The sequence below is a fragment of the Pseudomonas sp. 05N36 genome, assembly GCF_056397385.1.
Map to the genome: position 1 here is coordinate 282,408 of NZ_JBFTNH010000004.1, position 17,112 is coordinate 299,519.

Consider the following 17,112-nt stretch of genomic DNA (forward strand, 5'->3'; position numbering starts at 1 on the left):
GTGCCGGGGCTGACGCCATCGCGAGCAGGCTCGCTCCCACAGGGATTTTGTAACTACCGAAGATCCAGTGTGGGAGCGAGCCTGCTCGCGATGGCGTCGGTGAAGGCGCCAGCTTATCTTTCAGTCAGCGCAAACTGCGTCAGGCAGAACGTCGGAATGTTCATATCTTCCAGGCGTTGGGAGCCGCCCAGTTCCGGCAGGTCGATAATTGCCGCGGCTTCGAAAACCCGCGCGCCCATGCGCCGAATCAGGTTGGCCGCAGCGATCAGCGTACCGCCAGTGGCGATCAGGTCATCGAAGATCAGCACCGAATCGCCTTCGCAGAGGCTGTCGGCGTGAACTTCAAGAAAAGCTTCGCCGTACTCGGTCTGATACCCCTCGGACAGTACGTCAGCCGGTAGCTTGCCTTGCTTGCGAAACAGCACCAGTGGCTTGTTCAACTGATAGGCGAGGATCGAACCGATCAGGAAGCCGCGCGCATCCATGGCGCCGATGTGCGTGAAGTCGGCTTCGACGTAGCGGTGGGCAAAGCTGTCCATCACCAGGCGCAGGGCCTTTGGGGACTGGAACAGCGGGGTGATGTCGCGAAAGATCACGCCCGGCTTAGGAAAATCGATCACGGGGCGGATCAGGGATTTGATGTCGAAGGAGTCGATGACCATCGTCGAGATGTCCTGGCAGGCTGCAAACGGCGAAGTATAACTGCGGCCGGGCAGGTTCGCTCAGCCGCAATCGCAACGTCAGCCTTCGATCGAGCCGCCGGCCAGTGCACACAGCTGGATCGGGTCGAGGATGTGCACTTCCTTGCCTTCGGCCGCGATCAGCTCGTTTTGCTGGAAGCGCGTGAATACCCGGGACACGGTTTCCACTGCGAGGCCCAGGTAGTTGCCGATTTCGTTGCGCGACATGCTGAGGCGGAATTGGTTGGCGGAGAATCCGCGTGCGCGGAAACGCGCCGACAGGTTGACCAGGAACGTGGCGATACGCTCGTCGGCGGTCTTTTTCGAGAGCAGCAGCATCATCTGCTGATCGTCACGAATCTCGCGGCTCATCACACGCATCAATTGGCGGCGCAATTGCGGCAGTTGCAGGGCCAGTTCATCGAGCCGTTCGAAGGGGATTTCGCATACCGAGGTGGTTTCCAGGGCCTGGGCCGAAACCGGGTGGCTCTCGGTGTCCATGCCCGACAAGCCAACCAGTTCGCTCGGCAGGTGGAAGCCGGTGATCTGTTCTTCGCCGCCATCGCTCAGGCTGAAGGTTTTCAACGCGCCGGAGCGTACTGCAAAAACGGAATCGAACTGATCGCTCTGACGGAACAGAAACTCGCCTTTTTTCAGCGGGCGACCCCGTTTGACGATATCGTCCAGCGCATCCATGTCTTCCAGATTCAGCGAAAGTGGCAGGCAGAGGGGAGCCAGACTGCAATCCTTGCAATGTGCCTGGCTGTGAGCGCGCAGTTTAACTGGCTCGGACATTTCTTAGATCCTTGTGGGGAAACACACATAAGACGTAAGGGTAACCCACGCAATGACCTGGAGGCCAGTCTGCAGTGTCTTAAATCACTCGAGAGAATCGCTGGCGATTCTGTTGTTCCAGGTACGCATCGAAGACCATGCACACCGAGCGGACCAGTAACCTTCCGGCCGGCAGGACCACGATTTTTTCGCTGTCGAGTTCGATCAGGCCGTCCTCGGCCATGGCCTGCAACTGCGGCCAGAGCTCGCTGAAATAGCCGCGAAAATCGATGTTGAAAGCCTGCTCGATCTGGGCGAATGCCAGGCTGAACGTACAGATCAATTGCTGAATCACTGCCCGCCGCAGACGGTCGTCCTGGTTGCACAGCAAGCCACGGCTGGTGCCCGGTTGCGCGCTGGCCAGGGTGTTTTGGTACTGAATCAGGTCGCTGCTGTTCTGGCAGTACAAATCACCGATCTGGCTGATGGCCGACACGCCAAGACCGATCAGGTCGCAATGACCGTGGGTGGTGTAACCCTGGAAGTTGCGTTGTAGCGTCGACTCTTCCTGTGCGATGGCCAGCTCATCATCCGGCAGGGCGAAATGGTCCATGCCGATGTAGCGATAACCGGCGGCGGTTAGTTGCTCGATGGTGCGCTGAAGCATGTTCAGTTTTTCGGCGGCTGCCGGCAGGTCGCTGCTGTTGATTCGCCGCTGAGGCATGAAACGTTCGGGCAGGTGCGCATAGTTGAACACCGAGAGCCGATCCGGTTGCAGGCTGATGACTTCGTCCACGGTGCGGGCAAAGCTCTCGGCGGTTTGCTTGGGCAGGCCGTAGATCAGGTCGATATTGATCGAGCGGAACTGCAAGGTGCGCGCTGCCTCGATCACTGCCCGGGTTTCCTCCAGGCTTTGCAGGCGATTGACCGCACGCTGTACGGCCGGGTCAAGGTCTTGCAGGCCGATGCTGACCCGGTTGAAACCCAGTTCGCGCAGCAGGCCCATGGTTGACCAGTCGGCTTCCCGTGGGTCGATCTCGATGCCGTAATCGCCGGAGTCATCGTCCAGCAGGTTGAAATGCTTGCGCAGTTGCGCCATCAACTGGCGCAGTTCGTCATGGCTGAGAAAGGTCGGGGTGCCGCCGCCGAAATGCAGTTGCTCGACTTTCTGGTTCGGGTCCAGGTGACAGGCGATCAGCTGGATTTCCTGTTCCAGGCGCTGCAGGTAGGGCAGGGCGCGGCCACGGTCCTTGGTGATGACTTTGTTGCAGGCGCAGTAGTAGCAGATGTTTGCGCAGAACGGCACGTGCACATACAGCGACAGCGGGCGCAGGGCCTTGCGGCTTTCGCGCAGGGCATGAAACAGATCGAAAGTGCCGACCTGGCTGTTGAATTGCACCGCGGTCGGATACGAGGTGTAGCGTGGCCCCGCCAGGTCGTAACGGCGGATCAGATCTGTGTCCCAACGAATGGCGTCGAGCATGCGGGCATTCCCCCGGATAGGCTGGCAGTGGTGGCGAGTCTAGGGGGTGCGGCGTTGGGGCATCTTGATTTGCATCAAGGGGGCATTCGGTCGGGATCTATGTTGTCGGTGACGGCCTCATCGCGAGCAGGCTCGCTCCCACATTGGATCTCCAGCGCTCACAAAATCCCTGTGGGAGCGAGCCTGCTCGCGATGGGAGCACCGCCGATCTAGTGCCCCATCAACCAATGCTGGTGCGGTCCAGGCAAGGTCCAGAGGCCAAACAGGATCACCAGCAAACCACCGGTCATGCGCACGCTGCGTTTGCGCAGTAACGCCGTGACCCGTTCGGCCGCAAGGCCAGTGGCCAACAAAACCGGCCAGGTGCCAAGGCCAAATGCGAGCATCAACAAGGCGCTGTCGATGGCGTTGCCCTGGCTGGCAGACCACAACAACGTGCTGTAGACCAAACCGCACGGCAACCAGCCCCAGAGTGCGCCGAGCAGCAGCGCGCGCGGCAGGCTCGATACCGGCAACAAACGGTTGGCAACTGGCTGTATGTAGCGCCACAGGCCACGTCCCAGGCTTTCAATGCGGGTCAGGCCGCTCCACCAGCCGGCCAGGTACAGGCCCATGGCGATCAGCAGCAAGCCGGCGAGGATGCGCATGAACATCGCCGCCGGGCTGTTGGCCACCGCCCATCCCGCCAGGCCGATCAGCAGGCCGGCAGTGGCGTAGCTGAGAATCCGCCCGAGGTTGTACGCCAGCAGCAGACGGAAGCGCCGGCTGCGTTGCTCCTTGGGGATCGCCAGGGTCAACGCGCCCATCAACCCGCCGCACATGCCCAGGCAATGCCCGCCGCCGAGCAGGCCAAGGATCACCGCAGAAACCAGCAGTGGCGCCAACTCAAGCATGAGGCGGGGCCTTGTCGCTCGGTTTGGCCGGATCGGTCGGTGCGTGACCGCGGGCTTCGTCGGCTGCTGCCTGATGGCTCGGGTCCTGGTCGTCGAACAGGATGCTGTGGGCCGGACCGTCGAGGTCGTCGTACTGACCGCTGTCGACCGCCCAGAAGAAAATGTAAATGGCGATGGCGACGATCAGCAGCGCCGCCGGGATCATTACATAAAGAGCTGGCATCTGGACTCCATGCCTGACCGGATCAAACCGGTAGCGGGCGGGTGACTGGCGTGGCACTGGCGCTTGGCTGGCTCGGCATGCGAGTCAGGCGAAGCGCATTGAGCACCACGGTCAGCGAACTGATCGACATGCCGACCGCGGCCCATACCGGAGTGATCCAGCCGAGGGCGGCGAACGGCAACATGAGGCCATTGTACAGCCCGGCCCACAGCAGGTTCTCGATGATTACCCGACGTGTACGCCGGGCCAGGCTGAAGGCTTGCACCAAGGCGTCGAGACGATTGGACAGGAGCACTGCGTCGGCGCTGGTTTTCGCCAGGTCGGTGGCCGAGCCCATGGCCACGCTGATGTCGGCGGCGGCCAGCACTGGCACGTCGTTGACCCCGTCGCCGAGCATCAACACCTTGCGGCCCTGCTGGTGCAACTGCTTGAGCACCTGCAGCTTGTCATCCGGGCGCAAGCCGCCCCGGAACTCGTCGATACCCAAATCGGCGGCGACACTGGCAACCATCGGCGAGCTGTCGCCGGACAGCAGCAACGTGCGCCAGCCGCGTGCTTTACACGCCGCGAGCAGCGCCGGTGCGTCGTTGCGCAGACGGTCGTCGAGTACGAACCAGGCCAGTGCGCCATGGCTGTCACCAAGCAACAGCCATTGGCCGGCTTCATCCGGGATAGCCGGCACAGCGCAGCCGCTGAGTTCGCAGACAAACGCCGGCTGACCGATGCGCAGGCGCTGTTCGCCAACCAGGCCTTCAAGGCCCAATCCCGGGGTGCTGAGGACTTCTTCGGCGGCCAGCGGCGCTCGGCCAAAGGCGCGGGCAATCGGGTGTTCAGAACGGTTTTCGAGGGCGGCGGCGAGGCCCAGGCACTGATCGCTGTCGAGTGCGCCCAGTGCTCGAATCGAACGCAAGGCCAGGCGACCTTCGGTGAGTGTGCCGGTCTTGTCAAAAATCACCGTGTCGATTTGATTCAGACCCTCCAGCACGTGGCCGCGGGTCAGCAGCAGGCCGAGTTTGTGCAAGGTGCCGGTGGCGGCGGTGAGCGCGGTCGGCGTGGCCAGCGACAGCGCGCAAGGGCAGGTCGCGACCAGCATCGCCAGCACGATCCAGAAAGCCCGGGATGCATCCAGCTCCCACCAGAGCAAACCAATGGCTGCGGCGGCCATCAATGACAGCAGCAGGAACCACTGCGCAGCGCGGTCGGCGATTTCTGCCAGGCGCGGCTTTTCGGCCTGGGCGCGATCCAGCAGGCGGACGATGGCCGAGAGGCGAGTGTCCTGGCCCAGCGCCAGCACTTCGACGGTCAGGGCGCCCTCGACATTCAGGGTGCCGGCCGTCACCGCATCGCCGAGCGTCCGGGGTTGCGGCAGGTACTCGCCGGTCAGCAGCGACTCATCGATGCTCGACTGGCCATCGAGGATCTTGCCGTCGGCCGGGAGGATGGCGCCGGGGTGCACCAATACCTGGTCACCGAGACGCAACTCACTGAGCAGGATGCGTTCGCTTTGGCCGTCCGCGCTCAGGCGCAGGCACGATGCGGGCAGCAGGTTCACCAGTTGCGCGGTGGCGGCGGCGGTGCGTTCTCGGGCACGGCGCTCCAGATAGCGGCCCGCCAACAGAAACAGCGCAAACATCCCGACCGCGTCGAAATACAGCTCGCCGACGCCGGTGATCGAGGTCCAGATCCCGGCGAGGTAGGCACCGCCGATGGCCAGCGACACGGAAACGTCCATGGTCAGGTGGCGGGTGCGCAGGTCGCGCATCGCACCTTTGAAAAAGGGCGCGCAGCTGTAGAACACAATCGGCGTGGTCAGGAACAGAGCGACCCAGCGCAGGATGGTGTGCAGCTCGGGGCTGAGGTCGATGTTGAATTCCGGCCAGGTGGCCATGGTCGCCATCATCGCCTGGAACCACAGCAAGCCGGCAACCCCCAGTTGACGCAGGGCCAGGCGGTTTTCGCTGGCCAGTTGTTCACTGGCGCGGTCGGCCTGGTAGGGGTGGGCGGCATAACCGATGTGACGCAGCTCGCTGAGCAGCTGGCTCAAGGGCAACTGGCTGTCGGCCCAGCGCACGTGCAGGCGATGGTTGGACAGGTTCAGTCGCGCCTCGGCCACGGCCGGCAGGCTGCGCAGGTGTTTCTCGATCAGCCAGCCGCAGGCCGCGCAGCTGATGCTTTCCATCAGCAAGGTGGTTTCGGCGAGTTCGCCGTCGTGGCGGACAAACGGTTGTTGCACGTCGGCGCGGTCATACAGCGCCAGTTCGTCCACCAGTTGCACCGGCAAGGCTTCAGGGTTGGCCGAGGCCTCGCTGCGATGGCTGTAATAGTGCTCCAGCCCGCCCGCGACAATCGCCTCGGCCACGGCCTGGCAACCCGGACAGCAGAGCTCGCGGGTTTCGCCGAGGATGACGGCGGTAAACCGGCTGCCGGGCGGGACGGGCAGGGCACAGTGGTAGCAGGGGAGTGGAGTGGTCATGCGATAAGGTCTATATCGTCCGGGAGGGCCTCATCGCGAGCAGGCTCGCTCCCACATTTGATCAATGTCATGCACAAGAGTTGTGTACGCCAGAGGTCACTGTGGGAGCGAGCCTGCTCGCGATGCGCGAAGCGCAGGTGTTACTGCTACTGATCTTCGGCGCCTTGCAGCGGTTCGTCACCGAGCAGCAAATGCTTGTCGTGGCCGATCTGTTCTTCTTCGAACATTCGCCACACATGATCGTCCTGGCTGCCCAGCAGCTCGACGAAGCGCCGGCCTTCGATCTTGTCGGTCAACTGGCCGATATAACGACCGGGTTCGGTCGCGCTGCGGGTCAGGGTGATCTTGCGGTCTTTATCCGGCTGGGTCGGCGAGATCAGGTTCAGTTCCAGGGTCGCGGGCATGCTGTTACCGGTCAGGCGCACGTCGACTTCGCCGGTCACCTCATCCAGATGCACGTTGGCGCGCAACAGCAGGGTCTGGGCCAGCAGCTCGCGGTCCAGCGAACGGTTGATGCCTTTGCCCGCCTCGTAGTAATTGTCGTTGACCAGGTTATCCGGGTTTTTGACGGCAATGGTCACCATGGACAGGGTCAGTGTCACCGAACAGGTCAGAATCCCGATGATGATCCATGGCCAGAGGTGCTTGTACCAAGGGCTGGTGGCAGTTGCTGCGGGCATGATGACTTCTCTCAACGGGTTTGTGGGCCGATGAATCGGCTCTTGGCTTCAACGTGGACGCTGTTGTCGTCGGCATCCTTGAGGGTGAATTTCACCTCGTTGGTGCTCGACGGCAGTTGTTCCGGTGCACTCGACAGTTCGACCGGCATGCTGAAGATTTCGCCAGCAGCCACCTTGATCTCGCGCTTGCCTTGCAGCTTGAGATCCGGCAGCCCGGAGGCTTCCAGCACGTAGGTGTGGTCGCGCTGGTCCTTGTTCATGACTTTGAGGCTGTAGACGTTCTCGATCCGGCCTTCGGCGTTCTCGCGGTACAGCACGCGGTCCTTGCTGACATCGAAGCCGACCAGCGAGCGCATGAAGAACGCGGTGATCAGCAAGCTGATCATGGCCAGCAACACCAGCGCGTAACCGATCAGGCGCGGACGCAGTTTATGGGTTTTTTGCCCGGACAGGTTGTGCTCGGTGGTGTAGCTGATCAGGCCGCGCGGGTAGTCCATCTTGTCCATGATGCTGTCGCAGGCATCGATGCAGGCGGCACAGCCAATGCATTCGATCTGCAAGCCGTCACGGATGTCGATGCCGGTCGGGCACACCTGAACGCACATGGTGCAGTCGATGCAGTCGCCCAGGCCCTGAGCCTTGTAGTCGATGCCTTTTTTGCGCGGACCACGGGCTTCGCCGCGGCGCGGGTCGTAGGAAACGATCAGCGTGTCCTTGTCGAACATCACGCTCTGGAAGCGCGCGTAAGGGCACATGTAGATGCACACCTGTTCGCGCAACCAGCCGGCGTTGCCGTAAGTGGCAAGGGTGAAGAAGCCGACCCAGAAATACGACCAGCCATCAGCCTGGCCGGTGAAGAAGTCGATCGTCAGTTCACGAATCGGTGAGAAGTAGCCGACAAAAGTCATGCCGGTGACGAAACCGATCAACAGCCACATCGTGTGTTTGCTGAGCTTGCGCAAGAACTTGTTGGCGCTCATTGGCGCCTTGTCGAGCTTGATGCGTTGGTTGCGGTCACCTTCGGTGACCTTCTCGCACCACATGAAAATCCAGGTCCAGACACTTTGCGGGCAGGTATAGCCGCACCAGATGCGTCCGGCATAGACGGTAATGAAAAACAGGCCGAAGGCGCTGATGATCAACAGGCCGGACAGCAGGATGAAATCCTGCGGCCAGAAGGTCGCACCGAAGATGAAGAATTTGCGCTCCGGCAGGTTCCACCAGACCGCCTGGTGACCGCCCCAATTGAGCCAGACCGTGCCGAAATACAGCAGGAACAACGCGGCACCGCCGGCCATCCGCAAATTGCGGAACAAGCCGGTGAAGGCACGGGTGTAGATTTTTTCCCGAGAGGCGTAGAGGTCGACGCTGTTATTTGCGTTTTTGGCAGGCGGGGTGACGTCGTGTACCGGAATCTGGTTGCTCATCATTGCATCCCACGGCAGTGGAAAAATGCCTCGGTCAGTACGTGCCGACCGCGGTCAAAAAGGGTTGTTGCAGTGGCGCAATGATACGCCTGTCGCTCTAGTTCAAGGGTGCGACCTTTGGTCGCGTTGGTGAAAATTCGTAGATGGTGTAGCAAATGTAACAAATCGTGATGCAGATCAATTGACTTGTTGAGTATAGCTGTCCGTCCGGCCAGGGTGACTTCCGCGCGCCCGCAAGGGGCGTACCGAGTCCGACTCCCGCATCCCCCGCCTTCCACTGCCTGACGTTCATTTGCGCTGGACTATATAGAACATTTTTTAGTGAATGTTTTGAAGTGAGCGAATATCAGGAAATGTTGGAAATATCTGCTGTTGAACTGCAGAGGTCGGTAGTTTGTTAATTATCGATGGGCGATATATTTTGCAGTTGCCGCTATGGAGTGGCTGTTAACTATCGATGGAAATGGACTTCTATGACTTTATATAAAGAGCGTGTGTGGCTGGTGTGTCTTGCACTGGTGTTGGTTATCCCTGTGGTCTATGGCGCCTCGTCTACAGAGACGCCGCGCCATATGGTGTTTGTATCGGATTCGCAATACCCCTGGACTGATCTCACGGATGATGATCTTCCGGACCCCAACAAGGAGGCGCGCTCAAAAGAGCTGATAGAGTTGCAGTACTCCGATATTTCAAGTTTCAGGAAGCTGAATGGCGGCGCATCCCGCATACCGGTGATGATTAACGGAGATATCACAGCCTTTGGCCATGGTGGCGAACGTTCATACATGAAGTCGGTTTTCGAGAATAAACTGGAGGGGCTATATGATTACGGGCTGGGTAATCATGACTATGCCAATAACGTGGGCGACTGCTTCCTGAATCTCTGTGCGGCTGGCAGTGTCAACGACCTCAAGGAGCGCTACTGGGGAAAAGTCGAATCCATGGATCTGGCGGCAAGAAGTTCAGGCTTGGGAAGTATCTATTATGGCAGCCTCGCTTACTCGAAAAATGTCGGTGATGTGCACATGGTTCAATTGAACAATGAGCCGACCTATACCGTCAGTTTTACCTCCGGCAATCCACTGGCTCCGACAGTGTTTGAAATTACCCCTGCGCTTGACTGGCTGGAGGAGGATCTAAAGAGCGCTCGGGAGCAGGGCAAGATCATTATTCTCAATATGCACAAGGTTTTCGATTGGAAGGGGGATGACGAGCAAATTGCACGATTTCAACAAATGCTCGAGACATACCGGGTGACGGCGGTCTTTGGTGGGCATGATCACGGCTGGGCGGGGGCTTACTTTGATTGGGGCAAGCCAAAGTACTTTGGTGATGTGCCGGTGTTTCTGAGCGGCTCTGCCTCCCAGCAAACTTATCTGATTGCCAGTTTTACCGCTGACCGGCAGTCGCTGGCGGTCAGCGTTGTCCGCAACAGTAACTGGCCAAGTCGAAAGCTCGATAAGGTCATCCCTGTCTTGAAGTAGGCAAATGAATGACGGAAATGAAAACGGCCCCGCCAGATCACTGGCGGGGCCGTTTTTTGTTGCGATCACGCGTTTGCCTTACTCGGCGTTTGTTGCCTTCTCACCGTGAGACAGGCTGTAGACGTAAGCGGCCAGCAGGTGAACCTTGTCGTTGCCTTGCAGCTGTTCTTGCGCAGGCATCTGGCCCTGACGGCCGTAACGGATGGTCTGCTGCAGTTGAGCGAAGCTCGAACCGTAGATGAACGCGGCCGGGTGGGTCAGGTTAGGCGCGCCCATGGCTGGGGTGCCTTTACCTTCCGGACCGTGGCAAGCCACGCAGTTGGCGGCGAAAATCTTCTGGCCGGCAACCGGGTCGGCCTTGGCGCCTTCCGGCAGCTTGCGGCCATCGAGGTTGGTCAACACGAACGCGGCAACATCGCTGACGCCTTGCTCGCCGATCACTTCACCCCAGGCCGGCATCATCGCGTGGCGACCGCCCATGATGGTGGTCTTGATGGTTTGTGGCTCGCCGCCCCAACGCCAGTCTTCGTCGGTCAGGTTCGGGAAGCCGTAAGCGCCTTTGGCGTCGGAACCGTGGCAAACCGAGCAGTTGGAGGCGAACAGGCGGCCACCCATCTTCAGGGCTTGCGGGTCCTTGGCAACTTCCTCAATTGGCATGGCTGCGAATTTGGCGAAGATCGGACCGAACTTGGCGTCCGATTTGGCCATTTCCTTTTCCCACTCGTGAACGCCGGTCCAGCCGGACTGGCCGTTGGCGAACGCGGTCTGCTTCTCGTTGTCGAGGTAGCCGTAACCTGGCAGCAGGCCTTTCCAGTTGCCCAGGCCCGGGTACAGCACGAGGTAGCCGAGGGCGAAGATGATGGTGCCGACAAACAGCATGAACCACCATTTCGGCAGCGGGTTGTCATACTCCTCGATCCCGTCGAAGGCGTGGCCAACCGTCTCATCCGTCTGCTCGGCGCGCTGGCCCTTGCGGGTCGACAGCAGCAGCCAGGTCAGGGCGAAGATGGTACCCAGACTGAGGACTGTGACGTACAGACTCCAGAACGTAGTCATTCTTTGTTACTCCTAGAAGCTTGCTCGACGTGCTTGATGGCTTCGGGATCATCCGCGAAAGGCAGCAAGGTCGCGTCTTCAAACTCCGACTTGCGCTTGGGGCTGAATACCCACAGCGCCAGACCGATAAAGGCAACCATCACGACAACGGTGCCCAGGCCACGAATCATCCCGATATCCATCCAGATCACCGTTTGCTTTTGATGATGGTGCCCAGGCCTTGCAGATAGGCCACCAGCGCGTCCATTTCGGTTTTGCCCTTCACGGCATCTTTTGCACCGGCGATGTCTTCGTCGGTGTAAGGAACGCCGAGGGTGCGCAAGACTTCCATTTTCTTCGCGGTGTCCTTGCCGTCGAGCTTGTTTTCCACGAGGAACGGGTAAGCCGGCATTTTCGACTCAGGCACCACGTTGCGCGGGTTGTACAAGTGCGCACGCTGCCAGTCATCGGAGTAACGACCGCCTACGCGGGCCAGGTCCGGACCGGTACGCTTGGAGCCCCACAGGAACGGGTGGTCCCAAACGCTTTCACCGGCTACCGAGTAGTGGCCATAACGTTCGGTTTCAGCACGGAACGGACGGATCATCTGCGAGTGGCAGCCGACGCAACCGTTGGCGATGAAAATGTCACGGCCTTCAAGTTCCAGCGCCGGGCGTGGCTTCATGCCTTCAACCGGCTTGTTGGTCACGTCCTGGAAAAACAGGGGGACGATCTGGGTCAGGCCGCCGATGCTGACGGCGATGACCATGAAGAAGGCCAGCAGGCCAATATTCTTCTCGACTGCTTCATGCTTCATCAGTGAGCTCCAACGACAGCGATCTGAGCGGCGGCTTCAGCATCTTCCGGATTCGAGGCGCGTACGGTGCGGAACACGTTGTACGCCATGAACAGCATGCCGCTGGCAAAGAACGCACCACCAAGGGCGCGGACGATGAAACCAGGGTGGCTGGCTTGCAGGGCTTCGACGAAGGAGTAGGTGAGGGTGCCGTCATCGTTGATTGCACGCCACATCAGACCCTGGGTGATGCCGTTGACCCACATCGAAGCGATGTAGAGCACGGTACCGATGGTCGCGAGCCAGAAGTGCGTGTTGATCAGGCCGATGCTGTGCATCTGCGCACGACCGAAGATTTTCGGAATCATGTGGTACAGCGCACCGATCGAAATCATCGCTACCCAGCCCAAGGCACCGGCGTGTACGTGGCCGATGGTCCAGTCGGTGTAGTGAGACAGCGAGTTGACGGTCTTGATGGCCATCATCGGGCCTTCGAAGGTCGACATGCCGTAGAACGCCAGGGACACGACCAGGAAACGCAGGATCGGGTCGGTGCGCAGCTTATGCCAGGCGCCCGACAGGGTCATCATGCCGTTGATCATGCCGCCCCAGCTTGGTGCCAGCAGGATGATCGACATCGCCATGCCCAGCGACTGGGCCCAGTCCGGCAGTGCGGTGTAGTGCAGGTGGTGCGGACCTGCCCAGATGTACAGGGTGATCAGTGCCCAGAAGTGCACGATCGACAGGCGATACGAGTAGATCGGACGCTCGGCCTGTTTCGGCACGAAGTAGTACATCATCCCCAGGAACCCGGTGGTCAGGAAGAAACCTACCGCGTTGTGGCCGTACCACCACTGGATCATGGCGTCAGTCGCACCGGCGTACGCCGAGTAGGACTTGAAGAAGCTGACCGGCAAGGACGCGTGGTTGACGATGTGCAGCATCGCTGTCACGACGATGAAGGCACCGTAGAACCAGTTGCCGACATAGATGTGCTTGGTCTTGCGCTTGACGATGGTGCCGAAGAACACCAGGCCGTAGGTGACCCAGACGATGGCCAGCAGGATAGCCAGGGGCCATTCCAGTTCCGCGTATTCCTTGGTGGTGGTGTAACCCAACGGCAAGGTAACGATCGCGCCGACGATCACCGCTTGCCAACCCCAGAAGTGGAAGGCGGCGAGGCTGTCGGAAATCAGTCGCGTTTGGCAGGTTCGCTGCACGACGTAGTAAGAAGTGGCAAACAGTGCACAACCACCGAAGGCGAAAATCACCAGGTTGGTGTGCAATGGGCGTAGGCGTCCAAACGTCGTCCACGGCAGGCCGAAATTCAACTCCGGCCAGACCAGTTGTGAGGCGATGAAGACACCGAGCCCCATGCCAAGGATCCCCCAGACCACCGTCATGATGGCGAACTGGCGGACTACCTTATAGTTATAAGCAGTCGGACTGATTGCTGTGCTCATTCTAAGGTTCCACGGTTTAGGTGTTTTATTAGGGATAAAAATCGGTCGCAAGTATGGAGAAAGCGGGGGGTCATTGCAACGCGCCATGACCCACGTCAATGCTTTCAAAAGCTGATTCTGCGGCCTTTCCATGCTCCGCGTAGGGACAAAATTGCCCATGGACAAAATGTCTCGGCGGACCAAAAAGGCGAGGGGGTCGGGTCAGGTGTAACTGGGTGTGTTCAAACGAGGCGGGCAGGTGACAGGCGGCAATTTGCGCGACAGCCGGTATCTACCAGCCTTTGCGGCCTGTCATCGAACAGATTCGTCGAACGCATCGTGTACGGTTGACCTTTGACCGGCTGTTGCCAGTCCGCTTCGAAGCAAGCGTAGACGCGAATCCACCGAACCGAAAGGCAGACCATTGAGGGGTGCGACAATGCGTCGCAAAGGAGCAGGGAACTGCCGCATTCGGGTGAATGCAGCAGTTGGGCAGTGACGATTTATTCGGTTTTGCTTTCAGCCTGCAAACGCTCGGCGTTCGGGCTGTGAGACAAGCTGTACACATACGCGGCCAGCAGTTGCACCTTGTCGTTACCGAGCAGTTCGTGCTGCGCCGGCATCTGACCCTGGCGACCATGGCGGATGGTCTGTTGCAGCTGCGTCAGGCTGGTGCCGTAGATGAAGCCTGTCGGTTGCGTCAGGTCTGGCGCGCCCATCAGCTCCGTGCCCTGGCCTTTTGCACCATGACAGGCTACGCAGGTGGTGCTGAACGTTTGCTGTCCGGCTTGCAGGTCAGCGCCGCTGTCGGTTGGCAGCGGCAGGCCGGCGAGCTCGTGACGCACATACGCCGCGACGTTTTTCACCCCGGTCTCGCCCAGTACTTCACCCCAGGCCGGCATGGCCGCCATGCGTCCGCCCATGATCGTGGTCTTGATGGTTTCGGCACTGCCGCCCCAACGCCAGATGTTGTCGGTGAGGTTAGGGAAGCCGAAAGCGCCCTTGGCATCCGAGCCGTGGCAGACCGCGCAGTTGGAGGCAAACAGGCGTCCGCCCATTTTCAGCGCTTGTGGATCCTTGGCGACCTCTTCCACGGGCATGGCCGCGAATTTGGCGAAGATCGGCCCGAACCTGGCGTCGGCCTTGGCCATTTCCCGGTCCCATTCCTTGGTCTGGGTCCAGCCGTCCTGATAGCCCGGCAGTACGCCTTTCCAGTTGCCCAGGCCCGGATAAAGGATCAGGTAGCCGACGGCAAACACCAGGGTCCCGGCGAACAGCATGAACCACCACTGCGGCAGCGGATTGTCGTACTCCTCGATGCCGTCGAAGCTGTGGCCCATGGTCTGGTCGACGCTGCCCTTGGTTTCGCCCTTGCGGGTGCCGATCAGCAGCCAGGTCAGGCCGATCAGGCTGCCAATGGTCAGTACGCAGATCCACGTACTCCAGAAGGTGGTCATGGCCGGGTACTCCTTGTTGTTGCTGTTTCTTGGCTATTGGTGTCGTCGGGTTGCGGTTCATCGGCAAAAGGCAGCAGGCGCGCTTCGGCGAAATCCGGACTGCGTTTGCCGTTGAAAACCCACAGTGTCAGGCCGACGAAGGCGATGAAGACGACGACGGTGCCCAGGCCACGGATCATTCCGCTACTTATCTCAAAGAACATGGCCATGGCTCACCTCTTGCTCTTGATCGCAGTGCCGAGCACTTGCAGGTAGGCGACCAGCGCGTCCATTTCGGTCTTGCCCTTGAGCGTTTCGACGCTGCCTGCAATGTCTTCGTCGGTGTACGGAACGCCGAGGGTGCGCATGGTCCGCAACTTGGTTTCGGTGTGGCTGCTGTCCAGCGCGTTGGCCACCAGCCATGGGTAGGCGGGCATCTTCGACTCCGGCACCACGTTGCGCGGGTTGTACAAGTGCGCGCGATGCCAGTCTTCCGAGTAGCGACCGCCGACCCGGGCCAGGTCCGGGCCGGTGCGTTTGGAGCCCCACAGGAACGGGTGATCCCAGACGCTTTCACCGGCCACCGAGTAGTGGCCGTAGCGCTCGGTCTCGGCGCGGAACGGACGAATCATCTGTGAATGGCAACCGACGCAACCTTCGCGGATGTAGATGTCGCGACCTTCGAGTTGCAGCGCGGTGTAAGGCTTCATGCCTTCGACCGGCTTGTTGGTGACGTCCTGGAAGAACAGCGGGACGATCTGGGTCAGACCGCCGATGCTCACCGCGAAGACCATCAGCAGCAACAGCAGGCCGACGTTTTTCTCAATCGTTTCGTGTTTCATGGCGGACTCCTCAGGCCATCTGCGCCGCGGCGGCGACTTCGGCTGGCTGTGCGGCACGCACGGTGCGCCAGGTGTTGTAAGCCATCAGCAGCATGCCGCTGAAGAAGATCGCGCCGCCCACCAGCCGCACGACGTAGCCTGGGTGGCTGGCCACCAGGGTTTCGACGAAGGAGTAGGTCAGCGTGCCGTCTTCGTTGACCGCGCGCCACATCAGGCCCTGGGCGATGCCGTTGACCCACATCGAGGCGATGTAGAGCACGGTGCCGATGGTCGCGAGCCAGAAGTGCGCGTTGATCAGGCCGAGGCTGTACATCTGCGTGCGGCCGAAGATTTTCGGGATCATGTGGTACAGCGCGCCGATCGAGATCATTGCCACCCAGCCGAGTGCGCCGGCGTGTACGTGGCCGATGGTCCAGTCGGTGTAGTGGGAGAGGGCGTTGACCGTCTTGATCGCCATCATCGGCCCTTCGAAGGTCGACATGCCGTAGAACGCCAGGGACACCACGAGGAAGCGCAGGATCGGGTCGCTGCGCAACTTATGCCAGGCGCCCGAGAGGGTCATCATGCCGTTGATCATCCCGCCCCAGCTCGGTGCCAGCAGGATCAGCGACATCACCATGCCCAGCGACTGCGCCCAGTCCGGCAGCGCGGTGTAGTGCAAGTGGTGCGGGCCGGCCCAGATGTACAGGGTGATCAGTGCCCAGAAGTGCACGATCGACAGGCGATACGAGTACACCGGGCGTTCGGCCTGTTTCGGCACGAAGTAGTACATCATCCCGAGGAAACCGGCGGTGAGGAAGAAACCTACCGCGTTGTGTCCGTACCACCACTGGACCATGGCATCCGTTGCACCGCCGTAGGCCGAGTAGGACTTGGTCCAGCTCACCGGCAGGGAGGCGTGGTTGACGATATGCAGGATGGCCACGGTGATGATGAACGCACCGAAGAACCAGTTACCGACGTAGATGTGCTTGGTCTTGCGCTTCATCACCGTGCCGAAGAACACGACGCCGTAGGCGACCCAGACGATAGCGATCAAAATGGCGATCGGCCATTCCAGCTCGGCGTATTCCTTGGAAGTGGTGTAGCCCAGCGGCAGGCTGATGGCGGCCAGGACAATGACCAACTGCCAGCCCCAGAAGCAGAATGCGGCGATTTTCGGCGCGAACAGCTGCGTCTGGCAGGTACGTTGCACCGAATAGAAGGAGCTGGCGAACAGGGCACAGCCGCCGAACGCGAAGATCACCGCGTTGGTGTGCAGCGGGCGCAAACGGCCGAAGCTGGTCCAGGGCAAATTGAAGTTGAGTTCAGGCCAGACCAATTGAGCCGCGAGAAAAACCCCGAGCCCCATGCCGACGATGCCCCACACCACCGTCATAATGGCGAATTGGCGGACCACCTTGTAGTTATAGGCGGTACTTAAAGAAGTGTTCATGGTTCCCCA

The 17,112-nt window shown here is 60.3% G+C and carries 17 protein-coding genes; 1 reads left to right on the plus strand and 16 read right to left on the minus strand.

Translation table 11 applies throughout. From position 1 onward, the window contains the following. Positions 1-113: 113 nt before the first annotated feature. From AC1DIH_RS07985 to ccoG, 8 genes are all read right to left on the minus strand, one after another. Positions 114-662 (minus strand): adenine phosphoribosyltransferase, encoded by a 549-nt coding sequence (locus tag AC1DIH_RS07985; protein ID WP_477771284.1) that lies wholly within the window; start codon positions 660-662, stop codon positions 114-116. A 78-nt stretch (positions 663-740) separates the two neighbouring features. After that, entirely contained in the window at positions 741-1,475 is a 735-nt protein-coding gene (gene fnr / locus AC1DIH_RS07990) for a fumarate/nitrate reduction transcriptional regulator Fnr (protein ID WP_427532922.1), read from the minus strand. 79 nt (positions 1,476-1,554) lie between these two features. Next, on the minus strand, positions 1,555-2,937 hold the full coding sequence (hemN, locus tag AC1DIH_RS07995; protein WP_477771285.1) for an oxygen-independent coproporphyrinogen III oxidase: 1,383 nt from the start codon (positions 2,935-2,937) through the stop codon (positions 1,555-1,557). A gap of 209 nt (positions 2,938-3,146) precedes the next feature. Further along, positions 3,147-3,830 (minus strand): sulfite exporter TauE/SafE family protein, encoded by a 684-nt coding sequence (locus AC1DIH_RS08000; RefSeq protein WP_019689546.1) that lies wholly within the window; start codon positions 3,828-3,830, stop codon positions 3,147-3,149. After that, positions 3,823-4,053, minus strand: a complete 231-nt coding sequence (gene ccoS / locus AC1DIH_RS08005; protein ID WP_477771286.1) for a cbb3-type cytochrome oxidase assembly protein CcoS — start codon at positions 4,051-4,053, stop codon at positions 3,823-3,825. The genes AC1DIH_RS08000 and ccoS overlap by 8 nt, the downstream gene beginning before the upstream one ends. Before the next feature lie 22 nt (positions 4,054-4,075). Further along, a complete protein-coding gene (locus AC1DIH_RS08010) occupies positions 4,076-6,526 on the minus strand; it encodes a heavy metal translocating P-type ATPase (protein WP_477771287.1) in 2,451 nt (816 codons plus the stop codon). A 146-nt stretch (positions 6,527-6,672) separates the two neighbouring features. Continuing rightward, a complete protein-coding gene (locus AC1DIH_RS08015; RefSeq protein ID WP_477771288.1) occupies positions 6,673-7,206 on the minus strand; it encodes a FixH family protein in 534 nt (177 codons plus the stop codon). Between the two features lie 11 nt (positions 7,207-7,217). Beyond that, entirely contained in the window at positions 7,218-8,633 is a 1,416-nt protein-coding gene (gene ccoG, locus AC1DIH_RS08020) for a cytochrome c oxidase accessory protein CcoG (RefSeq protein ID WP_347929443.1), read from the minus strand. Positions 8,634-9,106: 473 nt separating this feature from the next. On the opposite strand from ccoG, the gene AC1DIH_RS08025 reads away from it, so the two are divergent. Beyond that, positions 9,107-10,117 carry a metallophosphoesterase family protein gene (locus AC1DIH_RS08025; protein ID WP_477771289.1) on the plus strand — a complete coding sequence of 337 codons (1,011 nt, stop codon included), beginning with the start codon at positions 9,107-9,109 and terminating at the stop codon, positions 10,115-10,117. Positions 10,118-10,195: 78 nt separating this feature from the next. Here AC1DIH_RS08025 and ccoP (AC1DIH_RS08030) read toward each other — a convergent pair whose 3' ends face one another. The 8 genes from ccoP (AC1DIH_RS08030) to ccoN (AC1DIH_RS08065) all read right to left on the minus strand — a co-directional run bounded on the left by ccoP (AC1DIH_RS08030) (position 10,196) and on the right by ccoN (AC1DIH_RS08065) (position 17,103). Then, positions 10,196-11,173, minus strand: coding sequence for a cytochrome-c oxidase, cbb3-type subunit III (gene ccoP, locus AC1DIH_RS08030; RefSeq protein ID WP_427532928.1), 978 nt, complete (start codon positions 11,171-11,173; stop codon positions 10,196-10,198). Continuing rightward, entirely contained in the window at positions 11,170-11,355 is a 186-nt protein-coding gene (locus tag AC1DIH_RS08035; protein ID WP_003175465.1) for a CcoQ/FixQ family Cbb3-type cytochrome c oxidase assembly chaperone, read from the minus strand. Before AC1DIH_RS08035 ends, ccoP (AC1DIH_RS08030) begins: the two co-directional genes overlap by 4 nt. Positions 11,356-11,360: 5 nt before the next feature. Beyond that, the gene (gene ccoO, locus AC1DIH_RS08040; protein WP_054593209.1) at positions 11,361-11,969 is read right to left on the minus strand and encodes a cytochrome-c oxidase, cbb3-type subunit II; all 609 of its coding nucleotides are present in this window, start codon (positions 11,967-11,969) and stop codon (positions 11,361-11,363) included. Then, positions 11,969-13,411 carry a cytochrome-c oxidase, cbb3-type subunit I gene (gene ccoN, locus AC1DIH_RS08045; RefSeq protein ID WP_054593208.1) on the minus strand — a complete coding sequence of 481 codons (1,443 nt, stop codon included), beginning with the start codon at positions 13,409-13,411 and terminating at the stop codon, positions 11,969-11,971. The genes ccoO (AC1DIH_RS08040) and ccoN (AC1DIH_RS08045) overlap by 1 nt, the downstream gene beginning before the upstream one ends. Positions 13,412-13,893: 482 nt before the next feature. Further along, positions 13,894-14,847 carry a cytochrome-c oxidase, cbb3-type subunit III gene (gene ccoP, locus AC1DIH_RS08050; protein WP_477771290.1) on the minus strand — a complete coding sequence of 318 codons (954 nt, stop codon included), beginning with the start codon at positions 14,845-14,847 and terminating at the stop codon, positions 13,894-13,896. Next, positions 14,844-15,050, minus strand: coding sequence for a cbb3-type cytochrome oxidase subunit 3 (locus AC1DIH_RS08055; protein ID WP_477771341.1), 207 nt, complete (start codon positions 15,048-15,050; stop codon positions 14,844-14,846). Before AC1DIH_RS08055 ends, ccoP (AC1DIH_RS08050) begins: the two co-directional genes overlap by 4 nt. Positions 15,051-15,059: 9 nt before the next feature. Further along, positions 15,060-15,668 carry a cytochrome-c oxidase, cbb3-type subunit II gene (ccoO, locus tag AC1DIH_RS08060; RefSeq protein ID WP_019689557.1) on the minus strand — a complete coding sequence of 203 codons (609 nt, stop codon included), beginning with the start codon at positions 15,666-15,668 and terminating at the stop codon, positions 15,060-15,062. Between the two features lie 10 nt (positions 15,669-15,678). Beyond that, positions 15,679-17,103 carry a cytochrome-c oxidase, cbb3-type subunit I gene (ccoN, locus tag AC1DIH_RS08065; protein ID WP_477771291.1) on the minus strand — a complete coding sequence of 475 codons (1,425 nt, stop codon included), beginning with the start codon at positions 17,101-17,103 and terminating at the stop codon, positions 15,679-15,681. Positions 17,104-17,112: the final 9 nt, after the last annotated feature.